This is a genomic window from Pseudomonas sp. HD57-3, assembly GCF_056113135.1.
On record NZ_CM148568.1, the window covers coordinates 2474280 to 2494007 of the forward strand.

At 60.9% G+C, this 19728-nt stretch carries 17 protein-coding genes; 13 read left to right on the forward strand and 4 right to left on the reverse strand.

What is annotated here, in order from left to right:
* Positions 1-4: 4 nt before the first annotated feature.
* From AC0R79_RS11120 to AC0R79_RS11155, 8 genes are all read left to right on the forward strand, one after another.
* Entirely contained in the window at positions 5-1507 is a 1503-nt protein-coding gene (locus AC0R79_RS11120) for a CoA-acylating methylmalonate-semialdehyde dehydrogenase (RefSeq protein WP_474734407.1), read from the forward strand.
* Positions 1508-1532: 25 nt separating this feature from the next.
* A complete protein-coding gene (locus AC0R79_RS11125; RefSeq protein WP_375746514.1) occupies positions 1533-2354 on the forward strand; it encodes a TIM barrel protein in 822 nt (273 codons plus the stop codon).
* Between the two features lie 45 nt (positions 2355-2399).
* Positions 2400-4331 (forward strand): 3D-(3,5/4)-trihydroxycyclohexane-1,2-dione acylhydrolase (decyclizing), encoded by a 1932-nt coding sequence (gene iolD, locus AC0R79_RS11130; protein ID WP_474734408.1) that lies wholly within the window; start codon positions 2400-2402, stop codon positions 4329-4331.
* A 35-nt stretch (positions 4332-4366) separates the two neighbouring features.
* Positions 4367-5392: a bifunctional inositol 2-dehydrogenase/D-chiro-inositol 1-dehydrogenase gene (gene iolG, locus AC0R79_RS11135; RefSeq protein WP_474734409.1), complete on the forward strand. Its 1026-nt coding sequence runs from the start codon at positions 4367-4369 to the stop codon at positions 5390-5392.
* A gap of 66 nt (positions 5393-5458) precedes the next feature.
* Positions 5459-6508 (forward strand): Gfo/Idh/MocA family protein, encoded by a 1050-nt coding sequence (locus AC0R79_RS11140; RefSeq protein WP_221534585.1) that lies wholly within the window; start codon positions 5459-5461, stop codon positions 6506-6508.
* Positions 6509-6668: 160 nt separating this feature from the next.
* Complete coding sequence (locus AC0R79_RS11145) at positions 6669-7595, forward strand: sugar ABC transporter substrate-binding protein (RefSeq protein WP_007956051.1); 927 nt, start codon at positions 6669-6671, stop codon at positions 7593-7595.
* Between the two features lie 70 nt (positions 7596-7665).
* Positions 7666-9231, forward strand: coding sequence for a sugar ABC transporter ATP-binding protein (locus AC0R79_RS11150; RefSeq protein ID WP_474734410.1), 1566 nt, complete (start codon positions 7666-7668; stop codon positions 9229-9231).
* A gap of 57 nt (positions 9232-9288) precedes the next feature.
* Positions 9289-10311, forward strand: a complete 1023-nt coding sequence (locus AC0R79_RS11155) for an ABC transporter permease (RefSeq protein WP_007956055.1) — start codon at positions 9289-9291, stop codon at positions 10309-10311.
* A gap of 105 nt (positions 10312-10416) precedes the next feature.
* Here the strand turns inward: AC0R79_RS11155 and AC0R79_RS11160 are convergent, their stop codons facing one another.
* Together AC0R79_RS11160 and rtcR are read right to left on the reverse strand one after the other, a co-directional pair.
* The gene (locus tag AC0R79_RS11160) at positions 10417-10674 is read right to left on the reverse strand and encodes a hypothetical protein (protein WP_007956057.1); all 258 of its coding nucleotides are present in this window, start codon (positions 10672-10674) and stop codon (positions 10417-10419) included.
* A gap of 342 nt (positions 10675-11016) precedes the next feature.
* Positions 11017-12618 carry an RNA repair transcriptional activator RtcR gene (rtcR, locus tag AC0R79_RS11165; protein WP_375746520.1) on the reverse strand — a complete coding sequence of 534 codons (1602 nt, stop codon included), beginning with the start codon at positions 12616-12618 and terminating at the stop codon, positions 11017-11019.
* A gap of 205 nt (positions 12619-12823) precedes the next feature.
* Here rtcR and AC0R79_RS11170 point away from each other — a divergent pair, with 205 nt between their 5' ends.
* The 5 genes from AC0R79_RS11170 to AC0R79_RS11190 all read left to right on the forward strand — a co-directional run bounded on the left by AC0R79_RS11170 (position 12824) and on the right by AC0R79_RS11190 (position 18108).
* On the forward strand, positions 12824-14371 hold the full coding sequence (locus AC0R79_RS11170; protein WP_375746522.1) for an RNA-binding protein: 1548 nt from the start codon (positions 12824-12826) through the stop codon (positions 14369-14371).
* Between the two features lie 238 nt (positions 14372-14609).
* Complete coding sequence (locus AC0R79_RS11175; RefSeq protein ID WP_474734412.1) at positions 14610-15836, forward strand: RtcB family protein; 1227 nt, start codon at positions 14610-14612, stop codon at positions 15834-15836.
* Positions 15837-15875: 39 nt separating this feature from the next.
* On the forward strand, positions 15876-16664 hold the full coding sequence (locus AC0R79_RS11180) for a nucleotidyltransferase domain-containing protein (protein WP_375746526.1): 789 nt from the start codon (positions 15876-15878) through the stop codon (positions 16662-16664).
* A gap of 8 nt (positions 16665-16672) precedes the next feature.
* On the forward strand, positions 16673-17704 hold the full coding sequence (gene rtcA, locus AC0R79_RS11185) for an RNA 3'-terminal phosphate cyclase (protein ID WP_375746528.1): 1032 nt from the start codon (positions 16673-16675) through the stop codon (positions 17702-17704).
* Positions 17705-17778: 74 nt separating this feature from the next.
* Complete coding sequence (locus AC0R79_RS11190) at positions 17779-18108, forward strand: hypothetical protein (protein ID WP_007956060.1); 330 nt, start codon at positions 17779-17781, stop codon at positions 18106-18108.
* A 57-nt stretch (positions 18109-18165) separates the two neighbouring features.
* On the opposite strand, the gene AC0R79_RS11195 is transcribed toward AC0R79_RS11190, so the two are convergent.
* Complete coding sequence (locus tag AC0R79_RS11195) at positions 18166-18579, reverse strand: VOC family protein (RefSeq protein ID WP_007956062.1); 414 nt, start codon at positions 18577-18579, stop codon at positions 18166-18168.
* Positions 18580-18738: 159 nt separating this feature from the next.
* Positions 18739-19683: an alpha/beta hydrolase gene (locus AC0R79_RS11200; RefSeq protein ID WP_474734413.1), complete on the reverse strand. Its 945-nt coding sequence runs from the start codon at positions 19681-19683 to the stop codon at positions 18739-18741.
* Positions 19684-19728 lie beyond the last annotated feature (45 nt).

Consider the following 19728-nt stretch of genomic DNA (forward strand, 5'->3'; position numbering starts at 1 on the left):
AACAATGAGCGACGCCCCGGTCATAGGCCATTACATCGACGGTCAGGTGCACGACAGCGGTAGCGAACGATTCAGCGATGTCTTCAATCCGGCCACCGGCGGCGTTCAGGCGCGGGTCGGGTTGGCCAGCCAGAAGACCGTGGACGCTGCCGTCGCTTCGGCGCTCAAGGCATTCCCGGCCTGGTCCGAGCAATCGTCCCTGCGCCGTTCGCGGGTGATGTTCAAGTTCAAGGAATTGCTCGATCGTCATCACGACGAACTGGCCGAAATCATCAGCCGCGAACACGGCAAGGTGTTTTCCGACGCCAAGGGCGAAGTCACCCGAGGCATTGAAATCGTCGAGTACGCCTGCGGTGCGCCGAACCTGTTGAAGACCGAGTTCAGCGACAACATAGGCGGCGGCATCGACAACTGGAACCTGCGGCAGCCACTCGGCGTCTGCGCCGGGGTCACGCCCTTCAACTTCCCGGTGATGGTGCCGCTGTGGATGATTCCGCTGGCGCTGGTTACCGGCAACTGCTTCATCCTCAAACCGTCCGAGCGCGATCCGTCCGCCAGTTTGCTGATGGCTCGGCTGTTGACCGAAGCCGGTTTGCCGGACGGCGTGTTCAACGTGGTTCAGGGCGACAAGACGGCGGTCGACGCCTTGCTGCAGCACCCGGACATCGAGGCGATTTCGTTTGTCGGATCGACGCCGATTGCCGAATACATCCACCAGCAGGCCACCGCGCGCGGCAAGCGAGTGCAGGCGCTGGGCGGCGCGAAGAATCACATGATCGTCATGCCTGACGCGGATCTGGATCAGGCGGCGGATGCCTTGATCGGCGCCGCTTACGGATCGGCCGGTGAGCGCTGCATGGCGATTTCGATTGCGGTGGCGGTCGGCGAAGTCGGCGATCAACTGATCGCCAAACTGTTGCCGCGCATCGATCAATTGAAAGTCGGCAACGGTCTGCAAGGCGACAACGACATGGGGCCGCTGGTCACCGCCGAACACAAGGCCAGGGTGGAAGGCTTTATCGATCAGGGCGTGGCCCAGGGCGCGCAGCTGATTGTCGACGGCCGCCATTTCAAGGTGCCGGGGGCCGAGGCGGGCTTTTTCGTCGGCGCGACGCTGTTCGATCACGTCACCACCGACATGAGCATCTATCAGCAGGAAATCTTCGGCCCGGTGCTGGGCATCGTGCGCGTGCCGGATTTCGCCAGTGCCGTGGCGCTGATCAACGCCCATGAATTCGGCAACGGCGTGTCGTGCTTCACCAGCGATGGCGGGATCGCCCGCGCCTTCGCCCGCAGCATCAAGGTCGGGATGGTCGGCATCAACGTGCCTATTCCGGTGCCCATGGCCTGGCATTCGTTCGGTGGCTGGAAGCGCTCGCTGTTCGGCGATCACCATGCCTACGGGGAGGAAGGCATTCGTTTCTACAGTCGCTACAAAAGCGTGATGCAGCGCTGGCCCGACAGCATTGCCAAGGGCCCGGAATTCAGCATGCCGACGGCCAAATAAATCATCTACGCGGAGAACAACAAGAATGAGTACTCCCCTGCGTTTTGCCCTGAACCGAATGGTCGCTCCACGTTTGTCCCTGCCGGCGTTCATCGAGTTGGCGGTGACCCTCAAGGCCGACGCCATCGAGATCCGCAACGACCTCAAAGGCATCGAGATCGAGGACGGCACCGCGCCCGGACACGTGCGTGAGTTGTGCGCGGCCCACGGCATCAACGTGCTGTCGATCAACGCGCTGTATCCGTTTGATGTGTGGAATGACGAGCGCCGCGCGCAAGCCTTGAAGCTCGCTGCGTATGCCCGCGATTGTGGTGCGCGGGGGTTGGTGATGTGTCCGTTGAACGACCGCGCCGATCCGCGCAGCGTCGCCGAACGTGCGTCGGGCCTGCGCACCGCGTTGAGCGAGCTGGCGCCGATCCTGCGTGATCACGGCCTGCTGGGGTTCATCGAGCCGCTGGGTTTCAAAGCCTGCTCGCTGCGCCGCAAACGCACGGCGGTGGAGGCGATCAAGGCAGTCGGCAGGCTGGATGTGTTCCGTCTGGTGCACGACACCTTTCATCACCATTTGGCCGGTGAGCAGGAGTTTTTCCCTGAGCTGACCGGGCTGGTACACATCTCCGGTGTCGAGGAGACCGAGGCGCCGCTGGCGACCCTTGGCGATGGCCATCGGGTGCTGGTGGGCGCGGATGACATTCTCGGCAACGCGGCACAAATCAACAGCCTGCTCGCTGGCGGCTACAGCGGCTACCTGTCGTTTGAGCCGTTCGCCGACAGCGTCCATGGTCTGGCGGATATCCAGACGGCGCTCGGCGCGAGTATGGACTACCTGAGCAAATCCCTGAGTTGACAGTGCCCCTCGCAGGGATCGGATCTGAATTTGAAAGGTGCGGTTATGACCACAACAAGACTGACCATGGCCCAGGCCCTGGTGAAATTCCTCGACAACCAGTACATCGAGGTCGATGGCGTTCAGAGCAAGTTTGTCGCCGGGATCTTTACCATTTTCGGCCACGGCAACGTGCTGGGTCTGGGGCAGGCGCTGGAGCAGGACAGCGGTGACCTGATTGTCCATCAGGGTCGCAACGAACAAGGCATGGCCCATGCGGCGATCGGTTTCGCCAAGCAGCATCTGCGACGCAAGATCTACGCCTGCACCTCGTCCGTGGGGCCGGGCGCGGCGAACATGCTGACCGCTGCCGCCACCGCGACCGCCAACCGGATTCCCTTGCTGCTGTTGCCGGGCGACGTCTATGCCTGCCGTCAACCGGACCCGGTGTTGCAACAGATCGAGCAGTTCCACGACCTGAGCATCAGCACCAACGATGCGTTCAAGGCCGTGAGCAAATACTGGGATCGCATCAACCGTCCCGAACAATTGATGACGGCGGCAATCCACGCCATGCGCGTGCTCACCGATCCCGCCGAAACGGGCGCCGTGACCCTGGCCTTGCCGCAGGACGTGCAGGCCGAGGCCTACGACTATCCCGATTATTTCCTGCAAAAACGCGTGCACCGGATCGAGCGTCGCCCGGCCACTGAAGCGATGCTCGGCGATGCCGTGGCGTTGTTCAAAGTTAAACGCAAACCGCTGATCATCTGTGGCGGCGGCGTCAAATACTCGGGCGCCAACGCGGCGTTGCAGGCGTTTGCCGAGCGCTTCGATATTCCCTTCGCCGAAACCCAGGCCGGCAAGAGCGCGCTGGTATCCAGCCATCCGCTGAACGTGGGCGGCATCGGCGAAACCGGTTGCCTTGCGGCGAACCTGCTGGCCAGGGACGCAGATCTGATCATAGGTGTCGGCACTCGCTACAGCGATTTCACCACGGCGTCGAAATCCTTGTTCCAGCACCCTGACGTGCAATTTCTCAACCTCAACATCAGTCCGTGCGATGCCTTGAAACTCGACGGCGTGCAACTGCTGGCGGATGCCCGGACAGGTTTGTCGGCGCTGGCTGAAGCGCTGGGCGACTACCGTTCCGGCTGGGGCGATCAACCCCTTCAGGCCCGGGCGCAACTGGATGAGGAAGTGGACCGCCTGTATCAGATCGACTACCAGGCACGGGATTTCGTCCCGGAAATCAACGACCACCTCGATCCGGCGGTGTTGCGCGAATTCATCGAGCTGACCGGTTCCTGCCTGACCCAGAGCCGCGTGCTCGGCGTACTCAATGAAACCCTCGCCGACGACGCGGTGATCGTCGCCGCTGCCGGCAGTCTGCCCGGCGATTTGCAGCGCAGCTGGCGCAGCAAGGGGGTGAACACCTATCACGTCGAGTACGGATATTCGTGCATGGGCTATGAGGTGAATGCCGCGCTGGGCGTGAAGCTCGCCGAACCCGAGCGCGAGGTCTATGCGCTGGTGGGCGACGGCTCTTACATGATGCTGCACTCGGAACTCGCCACCTCGATCCAGGAGCGACGCAAGATCAACGTGGTGCTGTTCGACAACATGACCTTCGGTTGCATCAACAACCTGCAGATGGGCAACGGCATGGACAGCTTTGCCACCGAGTTCCGTTTCCGTAACCCGCAAAGCGGCAAGCTCGACGGCACTTTCGTGCCGGTGGATTTCGCCATGAGCGCGGCGGCTTACGGCTGCAAGACCTACAAGGTGAACACCGTTGAAGAGTTGCAGGCGGCGCTGGCCGATGCACGTTTGCAGACGGTCTCGACCCTGATCGACATCAAGGTTCTGCCCAAGACCATGATTCACGGTTACCTGTCGTGGTGGCGGGTCGGCGTGGCGCAAGTCTCCACCAGCGCCCGCACCGACGCGGTGGCCAAAACCCTGAACGAACGACTGGCCAAGGCCCGTCAGTACTGATTGCCCTGAATCGAACAACCACAAGGAATCCTTTCATGTCATTGCTTTCCCAAGCGTTGCGGCTAGGCGTCATCGGCACCGGGGCCATCGGCCAGGATCACATCCGTCGTTGCAGCCAGACCTTGCTCAACAGTCAGGTCGTGGCGGTTACCGACATCAATCTGCAGCAGGCGGCCAAGGTCGTGGCTGACCTGAAACTGACCGCCGAGGTCTATCCCGATGGCCACGCGCTGATCCAGGCGCCGGACGTCGACGCGATCCTCGTCACCTCCTGGGGCCCGAGCCACGAAGAGTTCGTGCTGGCCGCGATTGCGGCGGGCAAACCGGTGTTCTGCGAGAAGCCGCTGGCCGTCACCGCCGAAGGCTGCCGCAAAATTGTCGAGGCCGAAGTGGCCCACGGCAAACGGCTGGTGCAGGTCGGTTTCATGCGTCCGTACGATGAAGGTTATCGCGCGTTGAAGTCGGTGATCGACAGTGGCCAGATCGGCGAACCGTTGATGCTGCACTGCGCCCACCGCAACCCGAGCGTGGGTGAAAACTACAAGACCGACATGGCGATCACCGACACGCTGATCCATGAACTGGACGTGTTGCGCTGGTTGCTCGACGACGATTACGTCTCGGTGCAGGTGGTGTTCCCGCGCAAGAGCAGCAAGGCCCTCGCACATTTGAAAGATCCGCAGATTGTGCTGCTGGAAACCGCCAAGGGCACGCGCATCGACGTGGAAGTTTTCGTCAATTGCCAGTACGGCTACGACATCCAGTGTGAAGTGGTGGGGGAGACCGGCATCGCCAAGCTGCCGGAGCCGTCCCAGGTGCAATTGCGCAGCGGGGCCAAGCTGTCCAACGCGATTCTGATGGACTGGAAGGATCGCTTCATCGCGGCCTATGACGTCGAGTTGCAGGCGTTCATCGATGGCGTGCGGGCAGGGCAGGTCGGTGGGCCGTCGGCGTGGGATGGCTTTGCCGCAGCGGTTGCCGCCGATGCGTGCATCGAAGCGCAGAACAGCGGCGCGATCGTCAAGGTCGCACTGCCAGACCGCCCGAGGTTCTACGGTTAACGCTGCTCCCACAACCACCGCGTTTTCCCGAAACGCGGTGACATAACAATAAGAAGGAGTTCAGACATGCGCATCGGACTTGTCGGTTACGGCCATGGCGGCCGGTTTTTTCATGCTCCGCTGATCAGCAGCCTGCCGGCGGCGACGTTCGTCGGTGTGGTCACCCGTTCAGCGGAGCGCCGACAGTTGCTGGCGGCGGAGCATCCGGGTGTGCCGGCCTTCGACAGCATCGGCCAGTTGGTGGAAGCCGGGATCGATGTGCTGGTGGTATCGACGCCCCTCAAAGGGCGGCCGGCACTTGTGCTGGACGGCATCGAACACGGGGTGGCGGTGGTCAGCGACAAGCCGTTCGCCGCCGACTGGCAGCAGGCGCAAACCCTGATCACCATGGCCGAGCGCCAGAATGTACCGCTCAGTGTCTATCAAAACCGGCGCTGGGATTCGGACTTTCTAACCGTGCGCAAACTCATCGAATCCGGCGCGCTGGGCCAGGTCAGCCGGTTCGAGTCGCGGATCGAGCGTTACTCGCCGTCGTCGGTTCACAACGGCAGCGGCGGTGGTTTCCTGCGCGATCTTGGCAGTCATCTGGTCGATCAGGCGCTGTTGCTGTTCGGCCCGGTGACACGGGTCTACGCCGAACTGGACTACCTGGAAAAAGACCAGACCTTCGATCACGGCTTCTTCATGTCCCTGACCCACGCCAGCGGCGTGACCTCGCACCTGGGCGGCAGTTGCCTGCAGAACAGCCCCGGCCCGCGCTTTCGGGTGAGCGGTACGCTGGGTTGTTACAGCGTCGAGGGGCTGGACGGGCAGGAGGCCCAGGCACTGGCCGGGCTCTCGCCGAAAACCGAAGGCGAGCGCTGGGGCGTCGAGGAGCACCGCCGTTGGGGCTGGTTCGAGCACGGAGAAGAACGCGAACGGGTTCCGTCTGAGCGCGGCTGCTGGAGTCAGTTCTATTTGCAGCTACAAATCGCGTTGCAAAACGGTGGCCCACTGCCCGTGGACGCCCGTGATGCACTGGCGACAACCCGCGTGCTAGACGCTGCGCGACTGAGTTTCAAGCGTCATCAGGTGGTGGAGCTGAGCGAGTTTGCAAGCCATGGAATAAAATCATAATAAAATTCTAAAACGGGTTGATATGGAAAATATTTTCCAATAAAGTCGATTCCAGATTCACTGTCTCGGGATACGTTCCAACGCTTCGACTGCTTGTCCGCTTACTGAAATCGTCATGCCTTATCCATAAAACCAACAAGAATGTGGAGAAAGACTTTTCATGAAGACCAAGACCCGTTTTGCCTCACTGGCCTTGTCCCTGATGTTCGCCAGCGGCGCTGCGCTGGCCGATATGAAGATCGGCGTCAGCATGTCCCAGTTCGATGACACCTGGCTGACCTACCTGCGTGAATCCATGGACAAGAAAGCCAAGTCCTATCCCGACGGCGTCAAGCTGCAGTTCGAAGACGCCCGCAGCGACGTGGTCAAGCAACTGAGCCAGGTCGAAAGCTTCATCAGCCAGAAGGTCGACGCCATCGTGGTCAATCCGGTGGATACCGCCGCCACCAAAAAGATTACTGAAGCGGCAGTGAAGGCCGGCATCCCACTGGTCTATGTCAACCGCCGCCCCGATGACCTGAACCTGCCCAAAGGTGTAGTGACTGTCGCCTCCAACGACCTGGAGGCCGGCGAGATGCAGATGCAGTACCTCGCCGACAAAATGGGCGGCAAGGGCGACATCGTGATTCTGCTGGGCGATCTGGCGAACAACTCCACCACCAACCGCACCAAGGGCGTCAAAGAGGTGCTGGCCAAATACCCGGACATCAAGGTCGAGCAGGAACAGAGCGGCGTCTGGCTGCGAGATAAGGGCATGACCTTGGTCAATGACTGGCTGACCCAGGGCCGCAAGTTCGACGCGGTCGTCTCCAACAACGACGAAATGGCCATCGGTGCCGCGATGGCCCTGCAACAGGCCGGCGTCGCCAAAGGCAGCGTGTTGATCGCGGGTGTCGATGGTACGCCGGACGGCTTGAACGCTGTGAAGAAGGGCTCCCTGGCCGCTTCCGTGTTCCAGGACGCCAAGGGTCAGGCCGACGGCTCCATCGATACCGCGGTGAGAATGGCGAAGAACGAGCCGGTCGAGCCGGCAGTCTGGGTGCCATTCCGCCTGATCACGCCGCAAAACGTTGACCAGTTCAAATAGTCCGTCCGTTCAATAACAACAATAAGCCCGCAAGGTGGCGATCGCGACCTTGCTGATGGAGTACCTGATCATGTTCGCTTCAGCGACTGCTTCGAGCACCCCTTTGACGGGGAGCCCGCCCACTGCAACACCTGTCGAAGAGCCGTACCTGCTGGAGATCGTCAACGTCAGCAAGGGTTTTCCCGGTGTGGTGGCATTGTCCGATGTGCAACTGCGGGTACGCCCCGGTTCCGTGCTGGCGCTCATGGGCGAGAATGGCGCGGGCAAATCCACCTTGATGAAAATCATTGCCGGCATTTACCAGCCAGACGCCGGCGAGCTGCGCCTGCGGGGTAAGCCGGTGGTGTTCGAAACGCCACTGGCAGCGCTTCAGGCCGGGATCGCGATGATCCACCAGGAACTCAACCTGATGCCGCACATGAGCATCGCCGAAAACATCTGGATCGGCCGCGAGCAGCTCAACGGCTTGCACATGATCGACCACCGGGAAATGCACCGCTGCACGGCGAAACTGCTGGAGCGCCTGCGGATCAACCTCGACCCTGAAGAGCTGGTCGGCAACCTGAGTATCGCCGAGCGGCAGATGGTCGAGATCGCCAAAGCCGTGTCCTACGATTCCGACATCCTGATCATGGACGAACCGACGTCGGCCATCACCGACAAGGAAGTCGCCCATCTGTTCTCGATCATTGCCGACCTGAAAAGCCAGGGCAAAGGCATCATCTACATCACCCACAAAATGAACGAAGTGTTCGCGATCGCCGATGAAGTGGCGGTGTTCCGCGACGGTGCCTACATCGGCCTGCAGCGGGCCGATTCCATGGACAGCGACAGCCTGATTTCGATGATGGTCGGGCGCGAGTTGAGCCAGTTGTTTCCGGTGCGGGAAAAGCCGATCGGCGATCTGTTGCTGTCGGTGCGCGACCTCAAGCTCGATGGCATCTTCAAGGGTGTTTCCTTCGACCTGCACGCCGGGGAAATCCTCGGCATCGCCGGGTTGATGGGCTCCGGCCGGACCAACGTGGCCGAAGCGATCTTCGGCATCACGCCCAGCGACGGTGGCGAGATCCGCCTCGATGGCGAGGTGGTGCGCATCAGCGATCCGCACATGGCGATCGAGAAGGGCTTCGCGCTGTTGACCGAGGATCGCAAGCTCAGTGGTCTGTTCCCGTGCCTCTCGGTGCTGGAAAACATGGAAATGGCAGTGCTGCCGCACTACGCCGGCCACGGGTTCATCCAGCAAAAAGCCTTGCGCGCCTTGTGCGAAGACATGTGCAAGAAGCTGCGGGTGAAAACCCCGTCGCTGGAGCAGTGCATCGACACCCTGTCAGGTGGCAATCAGCAGAAAGCCTTGCTGGCCCGCTGGCTGATGACCAACCCGCGCATCCTGATTCTCGACGAGCCGACCCGTGGCATCGATGTAGGCGCCAAGGCCGAGATTTACCGGCTCATCGCCTACCTCGCCAGCGAAGGCATGGCGGTGATCATGATTTCTTCGGAACTGCCGGAAGTGCTCGGCATGAGTGACCGGGTAATGGTCATGCACGAGGGCGACCTGATGGGCACCCTCGACCGCAGCGAGGCGACTCAGGAGCGGGTGATGCAACTGGCTTCGGGCCTGTCCTCGGTTCATTAATGGATACCGCTGGTGGCCGAGGCCGCCGTCGATGATGCGATAGAAAGGTGAGTGGTTATGAACGCGATACTGGAAAACAAACCGGCCACGGCACCGGTCAAGAGTCGCCGGCGCTTTCCGACGGAACTGAGCATTTTCCTGGTGCTGATCGGCATTGGCCTGGTGTTCGAACTGTTCGGCTGGATCGTGCGCGACCAGAGCTTCCTGATGAACTCCCAGCGGCTGGTGTTGATGATCCTGCAAGTGTCGATCATCGGCCTGCTGGCGATTGGCGTGACTCAGGTGATCATCACCACGGGTATCGACCTGTCGTCGGGCTCGGTGCTCGCGTTGTCGGCGATGATCGCGGCCAGTCTGGCGCAGACTTCGGATTTCGCTCGGGCGGTGTTCCCGTCACTGACCGATTTGCCGGTCTGGATTCCGGTGATTGCCGGGCTCGGTGTCGGGCTGCTGGCGGGGGCGATCAATGGCAGCATCATCGCCATCACCGGGATTCCGCCGTTCATTGCCACGCTGGGCATGATGGTTTCGGCCCGTGGCCTGGCGCGTTACTACACCGAAGGCCAGCCGGTGAGCATGCTCTCGGATTCCTACACGGCCATCGGCCACGGCGCGATGCCGGTGATCATTTTTCTGGTGGTGGCGGTGATCTTCCACATCGCGCTGCGCTACACCAAGTACGGCAAATACACCTACGCCATCGGCGGCAACATGCAGGCGGCGCGCACATCCGGTATCAACGTCAAACGCCATCTGGTCATCGTCTACAGCATCGCCGGATTGCTGGCGGGGCTGGCAGGCGTAGTGGCTTCGGCCCGCGCCGCCACCGGGCAGGCCGGGATGGGCATGTCCTATGAGCTGGATGCGATTGCCGCCGCAGTTATCGGTGGTACCAGTCTGGCGGGCGGAGTGGGGCGCATCACCGGCACGGTGATTGGCGCTCTGATTCTTGGGGTGATGGCCAGCGGGTTCACGTTTGTCGGGGTCGATGCTTACATCCAGGACATCATCAAGGGGCTGATCATCGTGGTCGCGGTGGTGATCGACCAATACCGCAACAAGCGCAAGCTCAAACGCTGAAGTCCATCATCCCGGCCTTGGAAAAGGGATGCGCGTAAAACAGTCAAGCCGATCGGAAGATCGGCTTTTTAATGCCTGCGAAAACTGCTGAGGCGGCTAAGTCGTTCAGGGTTTCTTTTCTTCCATCCCATCCTTTGAGCCGCTGGAGGTTTGCGCATCCTTCTCTGTTTCATGGGACTCTGCACCGGAGTTCGACCCCGAGGCTTCTTCACCCTTCTTGTCGGCCTTGTCCTCTTTGGATTCGGTGCCTCCCTGATTGACTCCGGGAATGCCGGTTGGCGGGACGCTGCTGCCCGCCATCGCAAGCGGCGCGGTGGCGGATAAAAGGCTTCCAAGCATGAGGGCTGCAATGGTTCTGTTCATAGTCGGGCTTCCGCGTCAGGTGGGTAGGCGTTGGAAGTTCTGACGCGGGGTAAAGTGCCGGTCAACTGACCGGCGGGAACTCGTATCTATTCGTTCACGGGCGCCCGCTGTAGATGTGGTTCAGTAAGAACAGCTCGATGATTGCCACAAAGACGCAGGTCACGACAAATCCGCGGGTGAAGACTCTGCGAGGCTTTTGGCCGGACGTCTGGAGGCCGTCAAGAATCGATAGCAGGTTTGAAAAAAAATCCAGTAAGTCCATCCGTTTTTGTCCTTCGTTCGGTGCCGGTATCGCGGTGCGGCGCAGTTTATCTCATCGACTCAATTGGTCACGGTCATGTTTCACTGCTCGCGCAACTGGCTCCAGTCAATGCCGAACCGTCCGAGGTACTTCCTCAATCGGTCCGCATCGTTGGGCTGTGCTTTCGCCTGTCGCGACACGCCGAACAGTCGTCTGCCGGCATCCGACAAGCTGTCTGCCTGTCTGCAAACCTCCAGCACTGCCTTCAATTGCAATCGATCAAACAGATCCAGCGTCTCGGCATCGCCCGGCAGCTCATTTGTCATCCCGGCCGGTTGCGCCAGACCCCACGCATACCGCAGTCGATCAATTTCCTCTTCGACTTGCGCTTCATCGATTCGCCCGCTGTCGGCCAGCGTCGCCATGCGCGTGATCGAGGCCGAGAGTTCGCGAAAGTTACCCAGCCACGCAGCTTCCCGCGAGCTGGCGAAACCCAGGTAGCGCCGTCGGGCTTCAAGATTGAAGCGCACCAGTTGGCCGTGTTCGCGCGCGTGGCGTTCAAGCTCGAAATCGATGTTGGGTTCGATGTCTTCGCGGCGTCCCGCCAGGCCTGGCAGGTCGAACGTCCAGAGGTTGATCCGTGCGTAGAGATCTTCCCGGAACAGGCCTTCGGCGACGCGACTGCGCAGGTCGCGGTGGGTGCCGGCGATGATCAGGAAGTCGCTGTCGACCTCCTTGTCCGAGCCTAGCGGGAAGAAGCGCTTTTCTTCGATGGCCTTGAGCAGCATCGCTTGTTCGTCTGCCCCGAGTTCGCCGATCTCGTCGAGAAACAACATGCCGCCGTCAGCCGCTCGCAGCAGGCCGTCGCGGGCGTTTTGTGCGCCGGTAAAGGCGCCTTTGACGTGGCCGAACAGCGCGGACATTGCCCCGTCGCCACGCAGGGTGGCGCAGTTGACTTCAACGAAACGTCCCTGCATTTGATGGCGACTGCGTTTGAGCTCGTAGATGCGTCGGGCGAGAAAGGACTTGCCGGCGCCGGTCGGGCCGATCAGCAGCATCGGCGCTTTGGAGCGCACGGCCACGCGTTCGATCTGCTCGATCGAGCGGTTGAACGCGGTGTTGCGGGTGGCGATGCCGGACTTGAGAAATTCCAGGCCTTCCAGACGTTTGTGGGTGAAGCGTGAGGCAATGCGGTCGTAGCGCGACAGATCCAGGTCGATCAAGGCGTGGGTGCCGGTGGCCGGTTCTTCTTCGCTCTGGCGGCGGGCGGGGGAGGTCTGGATCAGGCGCGCCGGCAGGTAGCGCGCCTCGGTCAGCAAGAACCAGCAGATCTGCGCGACGTGGGTCCCCGTGGTGATGTGCACCAGATAGTCCTCACGCTCGGTATCGAAGGTGTATTCGGAGGTGAAGTCGTGGAGTGCGCCGTAGACCTCTTCGAAATCCCAGGGGTTGCGCAACGCCATCGGGTGCAGGCGCACTTCCGTGCCCGGCGACACCTGACGGATGTCCTCGCGAATGCGTTCGGCCAGGCTCGCGTCCCGGGCGTCCGTGCCGTGTATCAGTTCCAGTCGATGGATCAAGACGTCCGGTTGCTGGCACAGGCCCACGCTAGGCCGCCAATGGTTCCAGCGGTTGGCGCCTTTGCCGACGCGATCGAGGGTGGCGCCGATGAAACCGATGGCGACAGTGCGCTTGCTGGACATTTATTATCCTGAAAGATAAATGACGATAACCAATGATAGTGTTCGAGGGCGTTATTTGTCGTGACGAAAATTCAAGGATGCTCGTTTTTAGAATAAAAACCTTTAAAATCAACTAGATAGAAATATTTAGCGAGCGTTTTCAAAAACTGGCACAGCGGCTGCAATACCTGTCACAACGAACAGGACAACACAGCGAGACGCCACGATGGCCAACTTCAACCTCTTCAATACGCAATCGAAAAACCTGCCGGCGTGCGACACCTTGAATGCTTCCGGAGCTGCGGCTTATGCCTACACGCCCAAGCATCAACTGGCCCAGTTGGCAGTCACCGGTTGCCTGAATTCGACCTTTTACGCATCCGCTCAAAGTCAGTTGGATCAGGTGTTGAAGCTGGTGGCGGAACTGGACAGCCGCTTTGTGGCGAATGCCGCTCTTTACGCTCGCCAGAAGGGCCACATGAAAGACATGCCGGCCTTGTTGCTGGCGGCGCTGGCGGCTCAGCGCTCGGCGCTGGTGCCGGAGGTGTTCGGGCAGGTGGTGGACAGCGGCAAGATGCTGCGCAACTTCGTGCAGATCCTGCGCAGTGGCGCCACCGGTCGCCGCTCCCTCGGCTCCCAACCCAAGCGTCTGGTGCAGAACTGGCTGAACAGCGCAACCGAACGACAGCTGTTGCAGGCATCAATCGGCAATCAGCCTTCGCTGGCGGATGTGGTGAAGATGGTTCACCCGAAACCGTCCGAGGCCTGGCGCGAAGCGTTTTTCGCCTGGGTGATCGGCAAACCGGTGGATGCTCAGGCGTTGCCCGCACTGACTCGCGATCTGCTGGCCTTTCGCAGCGGTGCGAGTGAGCAAGTGCCTGAAGTGCCTTTTCAATTGCTCGGTAACGAAACGTTGAGCAAGGAACAATGGGCAGCGCAGGCGCGAAACATGGGCTGGCAGGGGCTGCGCATCAACCTCAATACACTGGCGCGCCACGGTGCTTTTGAAGTGCCGGGTTGCACCGAATACGTGGCCGCGCGGTTGGCGGATCCTGAAGCCGTTGCCAAGGCGCGGGTGTATCCGTACCAATTGCTGGCAGCGTACCGGATGGTCGGCGATGACGTGCCGGCGCTGATTCGCGAGGCTTTGCAGGATGCGCTGGAGCTGTCGTTGACCAATGTGCCGAAGCTTCAGGGTGCGGTGGTGGTTTGTCCGGATGTTTCCGGCTCGATGGGCAGCCCGCTGACCGGTTACCGTCAGGGCGCGACCACGGCGGTGCGCTGCATTGATGTGGCGGCGCTGATTACGGCGGCGGTGTTGCGTAAACAGCCGACGGCGCGGGTGATGCCGTTCGAATGGAAGGTGGTGGATATCACCCTCAACCCGCGCGACAGTGTGATCAGCAATGCCGAAAAGCTTGCAGGCATTTTCGGCGGCGGAACCTGCTGCTCGGCGCCGTTGAAGAAGCTGGCGGACAGCAAGGCCAAGGTCGATACGCTGATCATGGTGTCGGACAACGAATCCTGGATCGATGCGCGACGTCAGGGCGCCAGCGAGACGATGCTGCAATGGGAACGGATAAAGCGGATCAACCCGCAGGCACGCCTGATCTGCATTGACCTGCAACCGGGTTGGGCGACGCCGGCGGCGGATCGTGACGACATCCTGAATGTCGGCGGTTTCAGTGACGCGGTGTTCGATGTGATCGAGCAGTTCACTGCCGGCCGGTACGGGCCGCAGCACTGGGTCGAAGCGATTGAAAGCATGGGATGAGGCGATGAGCCGCCCAAAGAATTGATTTGTCACGGGCACTGAATGCCGGTGGGACTACATCCAAGACGTCTCACCAAACCCTTGTCAGTGCGCGTGACGGCACGAATGCCGATGGCTGTACATCTGAGGCCGGCTAACCCCGGTGCGCGGCAACGCGCAACAGTCATCAACCTTTGTCGTGCCACCTTTTTTGAATCTGCCGGCGAATGCCGGTGGAACGACCTGAAGAATCGAGATGATGAAAGAACACACTTACCAACTGCTGGAAGTCGCCAACGGCAAACCGATCAAGCTCTGGACCGAAGGCGTCCCGGTGGAAAACGAAGCGCGCGAGCAGTTGATGAACACGGCGAAGATGCCTTTTATCTTCAAGCACCTGGCGGTCATGCCGGACGTCCATCTGGGCAAGGGCTCGACCATCGGCAGCGTGATTCCCACGGTCGGCGCGATCATCCCGGCAGCGGTCGGGGTGGATATCGGTTGCGGCATGATTGCCGCACGAACCTCGCTGACGGCGGCCGATCTGCCGGACAATCTGCATGGCCTGCGCAGTGCCATCGAGCAAGCGGTGCCTCATGGCCGCAGTTCGACCCGGTCGCGCCGTGACAAAGGCGCCTGGGATGAAATCCCGCAACAGGCCGATCAGGCCTGGGCGGCGCTGAATCCACGGTTCAAGGCGATCACCGACAAGTACCCGAAACTGGCCAACACCAACAACCGCGGGCATCTCGGCACACTGGGCAGCGGTAACCACTTCATCGAAGTGTGCCTGGATGAGGCCAACCGAGTCTGGTTCATGTTGCACAGTGGCTCGCGCGGTGTCGGCAACGCCATCGGCAACCTGTTCATCCAGATGGCCCAGGCGGATATGCGTCAGCACATCGCCAACCTGCCGGATCGTGACCTGGCGTACTTCGAAGAAGGCAGCCGGCACTTTGATGATTATGTGGAGGCTGTGGGCTGGGCCCAGGATTTCGCCAAACAGAACCGCGCGCTGATGATGCAAGCGGTGATTCAGGCCACGCGGCAGATCATCCGCAAGCCATTCGAAGTCGCGCTGGAAGCGGTGAACTGCCACCACAACTACGTGCAGAAAGAGCGGCATTTCGGCGAGGACATTCTGGTCACCCGCAAAGGCGCTGTGTCAGCGAAGAAGGGCGAGTTGGGGATCATCCCCGGTTCGATGGGCGCCAAGAGCTTTATCGTGCGCGGTCTGGGCAACGAAGAATCGTTCTGCTCCTGCAGCCACGGTGCCGGTCGGACCATGAGCCGTACCAAGGCCAAAAACATGTTCACCGTCGAAGACCAGATCCGCGCCACCGCGCATGTCGAATGCCGCAAGGACGCTGCGGTGATCGATGAAATTCCGATGGCCTACAAGGACATCGACAAAGTCATGCACGCCCAGCGTGAGCTGGTGGAAGTGCTGCACACCCTGCGTCAGGTGGTGTGCGTCAAGGGATAACGCGTGCCGCAAGGCACGCCGGAACAAGGATTGAAGGACATGAAATTCGGAGAACGTCACCCGCTGTGCAGCGCCATGCGCGCCCGGGTGCTGGAAGAACTCGCGCGCATAGAGCGCGAACGCAATGTCACGGTCCTGTATGCCTGCGAATCGGGCAGCCGGGCCTGGGGTTTTGCCTCGCCGGACAGTGATTACGATGTGCGCTTCGTTTATGTGGAGAAACCGGAATGGTTCGTCCAGGTCGATGCGCCAAGTGATGTGATCGAGCGGCCGCTGGATGACGAGCTGGATGTCAGTGGCTGGGAGCTGCGCAAGACCCTCGGGCTGTTGCGCAAATCCAACCCGACCTTGCTCGAATGGCTCGACTCACCGCTGGTTTATCGCAGCGAGACCGCCGCGGTTTCGCAACTGCGGGCACTGGCCGAGGCGTTCTACAGCCCGCCGGCTGCGCGCAATCATTATTTGTCGATGGCGAAGAAGAACTTTCGTGGTTATCTGCAAGGCGACAGCGTGCGGTTCAAGAAGTATTTCTACGTACTGCGGCCGCTGCTCGCGGTGCGCTGGATCGACCAAGGGCGCGGTCGGCCGCCGATGACGTTCAGCGATCTGCTGAGCACCGTCGATGACCGGGCGTTACTCGATGAAGTCGACGAACTGCTCGCGCTCAAACGCAATGTCGACGAGAGCGCTTACGGTCCGCGTCGTCCGGCGCTGCATGCGTTCATCGAGGCGGAACTCGAGCGTGCGGTACCTGCATTGCCCCGAACCCGGGAGGATTCGCGGCAGCTCGATCGATACCTGCGGGAAACCGTTGATTTGTACGCATAAGGAAAAAAATGAAACAGGACGTTATTGAACTGGACGGCGCCATCGGCGGAGGCCAGGTGTTGCGCAGTGCGCTGACTCTGTCGATGGTGACGGGCCAGGCGTTTCGGATTGAGCGGATTCGGGCCCGGCGCAGTCGTCCGGGCCTGTTGCGCCAGCACCTGACCGCCGTGATGGCGGCGGCGCAGGTCTGCGGTGCAAAGATCCAGGGGGCTGAACTGGGCTCACAGACATTGAGCTTCGAGCCGGGGTCGATTCGTGGTGGCGAATATAGCTTTGCCATTGGAACCGCCGGCAGTTGCACATTGGTGTTGCAGACCTTGCTGCCCGCGTTGTTGTTGGCGCCGCAAACCAGTCGGGTGCGGATCAGCGGCGGAACGCATAATCCGCTGGCGCCACCGACCGATTTTCTCAGCCGCAGCTGGCTACCGTTGTTGCGACGCATGGGCGCGGAGGTTGAACTGACGTTGCTGCGCCACGGTTTCGTACCGGCGGGAGGCGGCGAAATCGATGTCAGAGTGCAACCATCGAAACTGTCAGCACTGCACCTGTGTGAGCGCGGCTTGCCGCGTTCGCAACAGGCGTTTGCGCTGACGGCCGGGCTGGCACCGAACGTCGGCATACGCGAACTTGACCGGGTGGCGCGTCGTTTGAACATGGCGTCAGCAGAATTGAACGCCGTCATCCTTGATCCGGCCTGTGGCCCGGGCAACGTGTTGCTGCTGGAGTATGCGTTTGAACACGTCACGGAGGTTTTCAGCGCTTTCGGTCAGGCTTCACTGCGTTCGGAGAAAGTGGCGGACGCCGCTATCGATCAGGCGGCGGATTGGTTGCACAGCGGTGCAGCGGTGGCAGAGCATCTGGCCGACCAGTTGCTGTTGCCGATGGTGCTGGCCGGAGGCGGATCGTTTACCACGCCCAGGATGACCGAGCATTTGCATAGCAACATTTTGGTCATTGAGCGTTTTGTACCGATCACGATCCAGTGCGAGGAAGAAGGTGCAGAACGGTTGAGGGTTGAAGTTCGCGACCGGGAGCAATAGGCGGCAAATTGCTGGCCCCCGAATGTTTCAAGTCCCGGCAAACTCGCCTTTTTTCAAAAGGTTAGGTGGGCCATATGCGGACGATTGTCATCACCGTAGCAACGCTTTCCCTCGCTCTGTTCGCGTTGGAGGCCCAGGCCAGGGAGCTGAGCAAGAGCCATCGTTTTGCGTGTACCTGGGGTTCGGACATTGCCGCCGGTGCGCAACAATCGAAGCTTTCGGGTATTTCTCTTTATGGTGCCCGCAAGCGCTTGCAGGCGCGCAAGTTCCAGCAACCGTGGATGCGTATGACCGCCATGGGCATCACCGAGCAGACCTACGACAGCGCGTCGCGGCTAAAGCCGGCGGCCGTCAAGCAGACCTACTACGAACAGTGCGTCCGGCACGAGTTGGCCCAGCGTTAAACGCATAAGCCCGACCTGAAGAGGCCGGGCTTTTTCATGTCCGGTGCAATGACAGCGTCACTTGTCACTTTCGCAATTGACCATCCACGACACGCCAAAACGATCCACCAGCATGCCGAAGCGCGCGGCCCAGAAGGTGGCTTCCAGCGGCATGTCGACGCGACCATCCTTGGCCAAGGCGTTAAACACCCGTTCGGCCTCGGCGATGCTGTCGACATTCAGGGAAATCGAGCAACCGCTCATGCCTTGGGTCGGGCGGTCGGGCGTGGTGTCCGAAGCCATGAGCATCTGATCGCCGACTTTCAGGCAGGTGTGGATGATCAGGTTGTGATGCTCTTTGGGGACATGTTCGGCGGCCGGCGTTTCGCCGAAGGTCATCATCGCTTCGAGCTTGCCTTGCAGGCATTGCTCGTAAAACGTGAAGGCAGCGCGGCAGTCGCCGTTGAAGATCAGGTACGGGTTGATTTTCATGGTGGTGCTCCCGAATAGGCAGTGGAACGCCGCGCGGCCGGGTGTGCCGAAGCAGCGTCATGGATTGACTCCATCCAGCAAAGCGTTAGAAAGCTGGATTGCCAGCCGATGCTGCAAGAATTTCCTTTCGGAGTGACCGATGGTCTGCGGGGAGGGACGTCAGGAGTCGCGCGGGTTCTTTTGCACCGCAGCGCCCGCCACTCGGGGGGCAGGTCGGGTCTGCATCAGCGCATCAATCGCCTTGCGATAGTTCTGTCCGCCCAGCGCCATGCTGTTGTTGTGCGTTGCGCCGGGCACCAACAGCAGGCGTTTCGGTTGTCGGGCAGCGGCGAACAGTTGCTCGCTAAAGCGTGACGGCACGAAGGCGTCGGCCAGGCCGTGCACCACCAGCAGCGGCATGTGGATCTCGGCGATCTTGTCGATGGAATCGAATTTCTGCGACAGCAACCAACGCACCGGAAGAGAGGTGTTGGCCACGGCAGCCGCGACATCTGCCAATGAGGTGAATGTGGATTCGATAACCAGCCCACGCACCGGCAGTGGGGTGTGATTTCTGGCTGCATCGCGGCCGAGCTCTGCGGCCAAGTCGATGGCGACCGCGCCCCCCAGCGAATGCCCGTAGATCAGGCGTTTGTTCGGATCGGGCTGCAGCAGTTGGAAGCGTTCCCAGGCCACCCGCGCATCTTCGTACACCGTGCTTTCCGACGGCAGGTCGCCATGACTCTGGCCGAAGCCGCGATAGTCGATGGCCAGTACCGAATAACCTGCTGCGCGCAATTGCTCGATACGAAACAGTTGCCCGGTGAGGTTCCAGCGTACGCCGTGCAGATAAAGGATGGCCGGAGCATCGGCGCGCTCCGCCGGCCACCACCAGGCGTGAATGTTTTGCCCGGCCTTGAAGCTCTTCGGTTGCAGGTCGAGTTCTTCCACGCTGCCGGGCAATCCGTGATACCAGCCGGCGGTGCCCGGTTCGATGCGAAACAACAGCTTGCGTTCGGTGTGTTCCAGCACGGCACAACTCGCCGGCACGCCGATGATCAGGGCGGCCATGCAGGCGAACGCCAGACGGCGGCGTCGAAGTCGGGTCATGAAGGCAAGGAACATTAAACGTTTCACCACGGCGTGGACAAAGAACGCTTTTTACCAGAT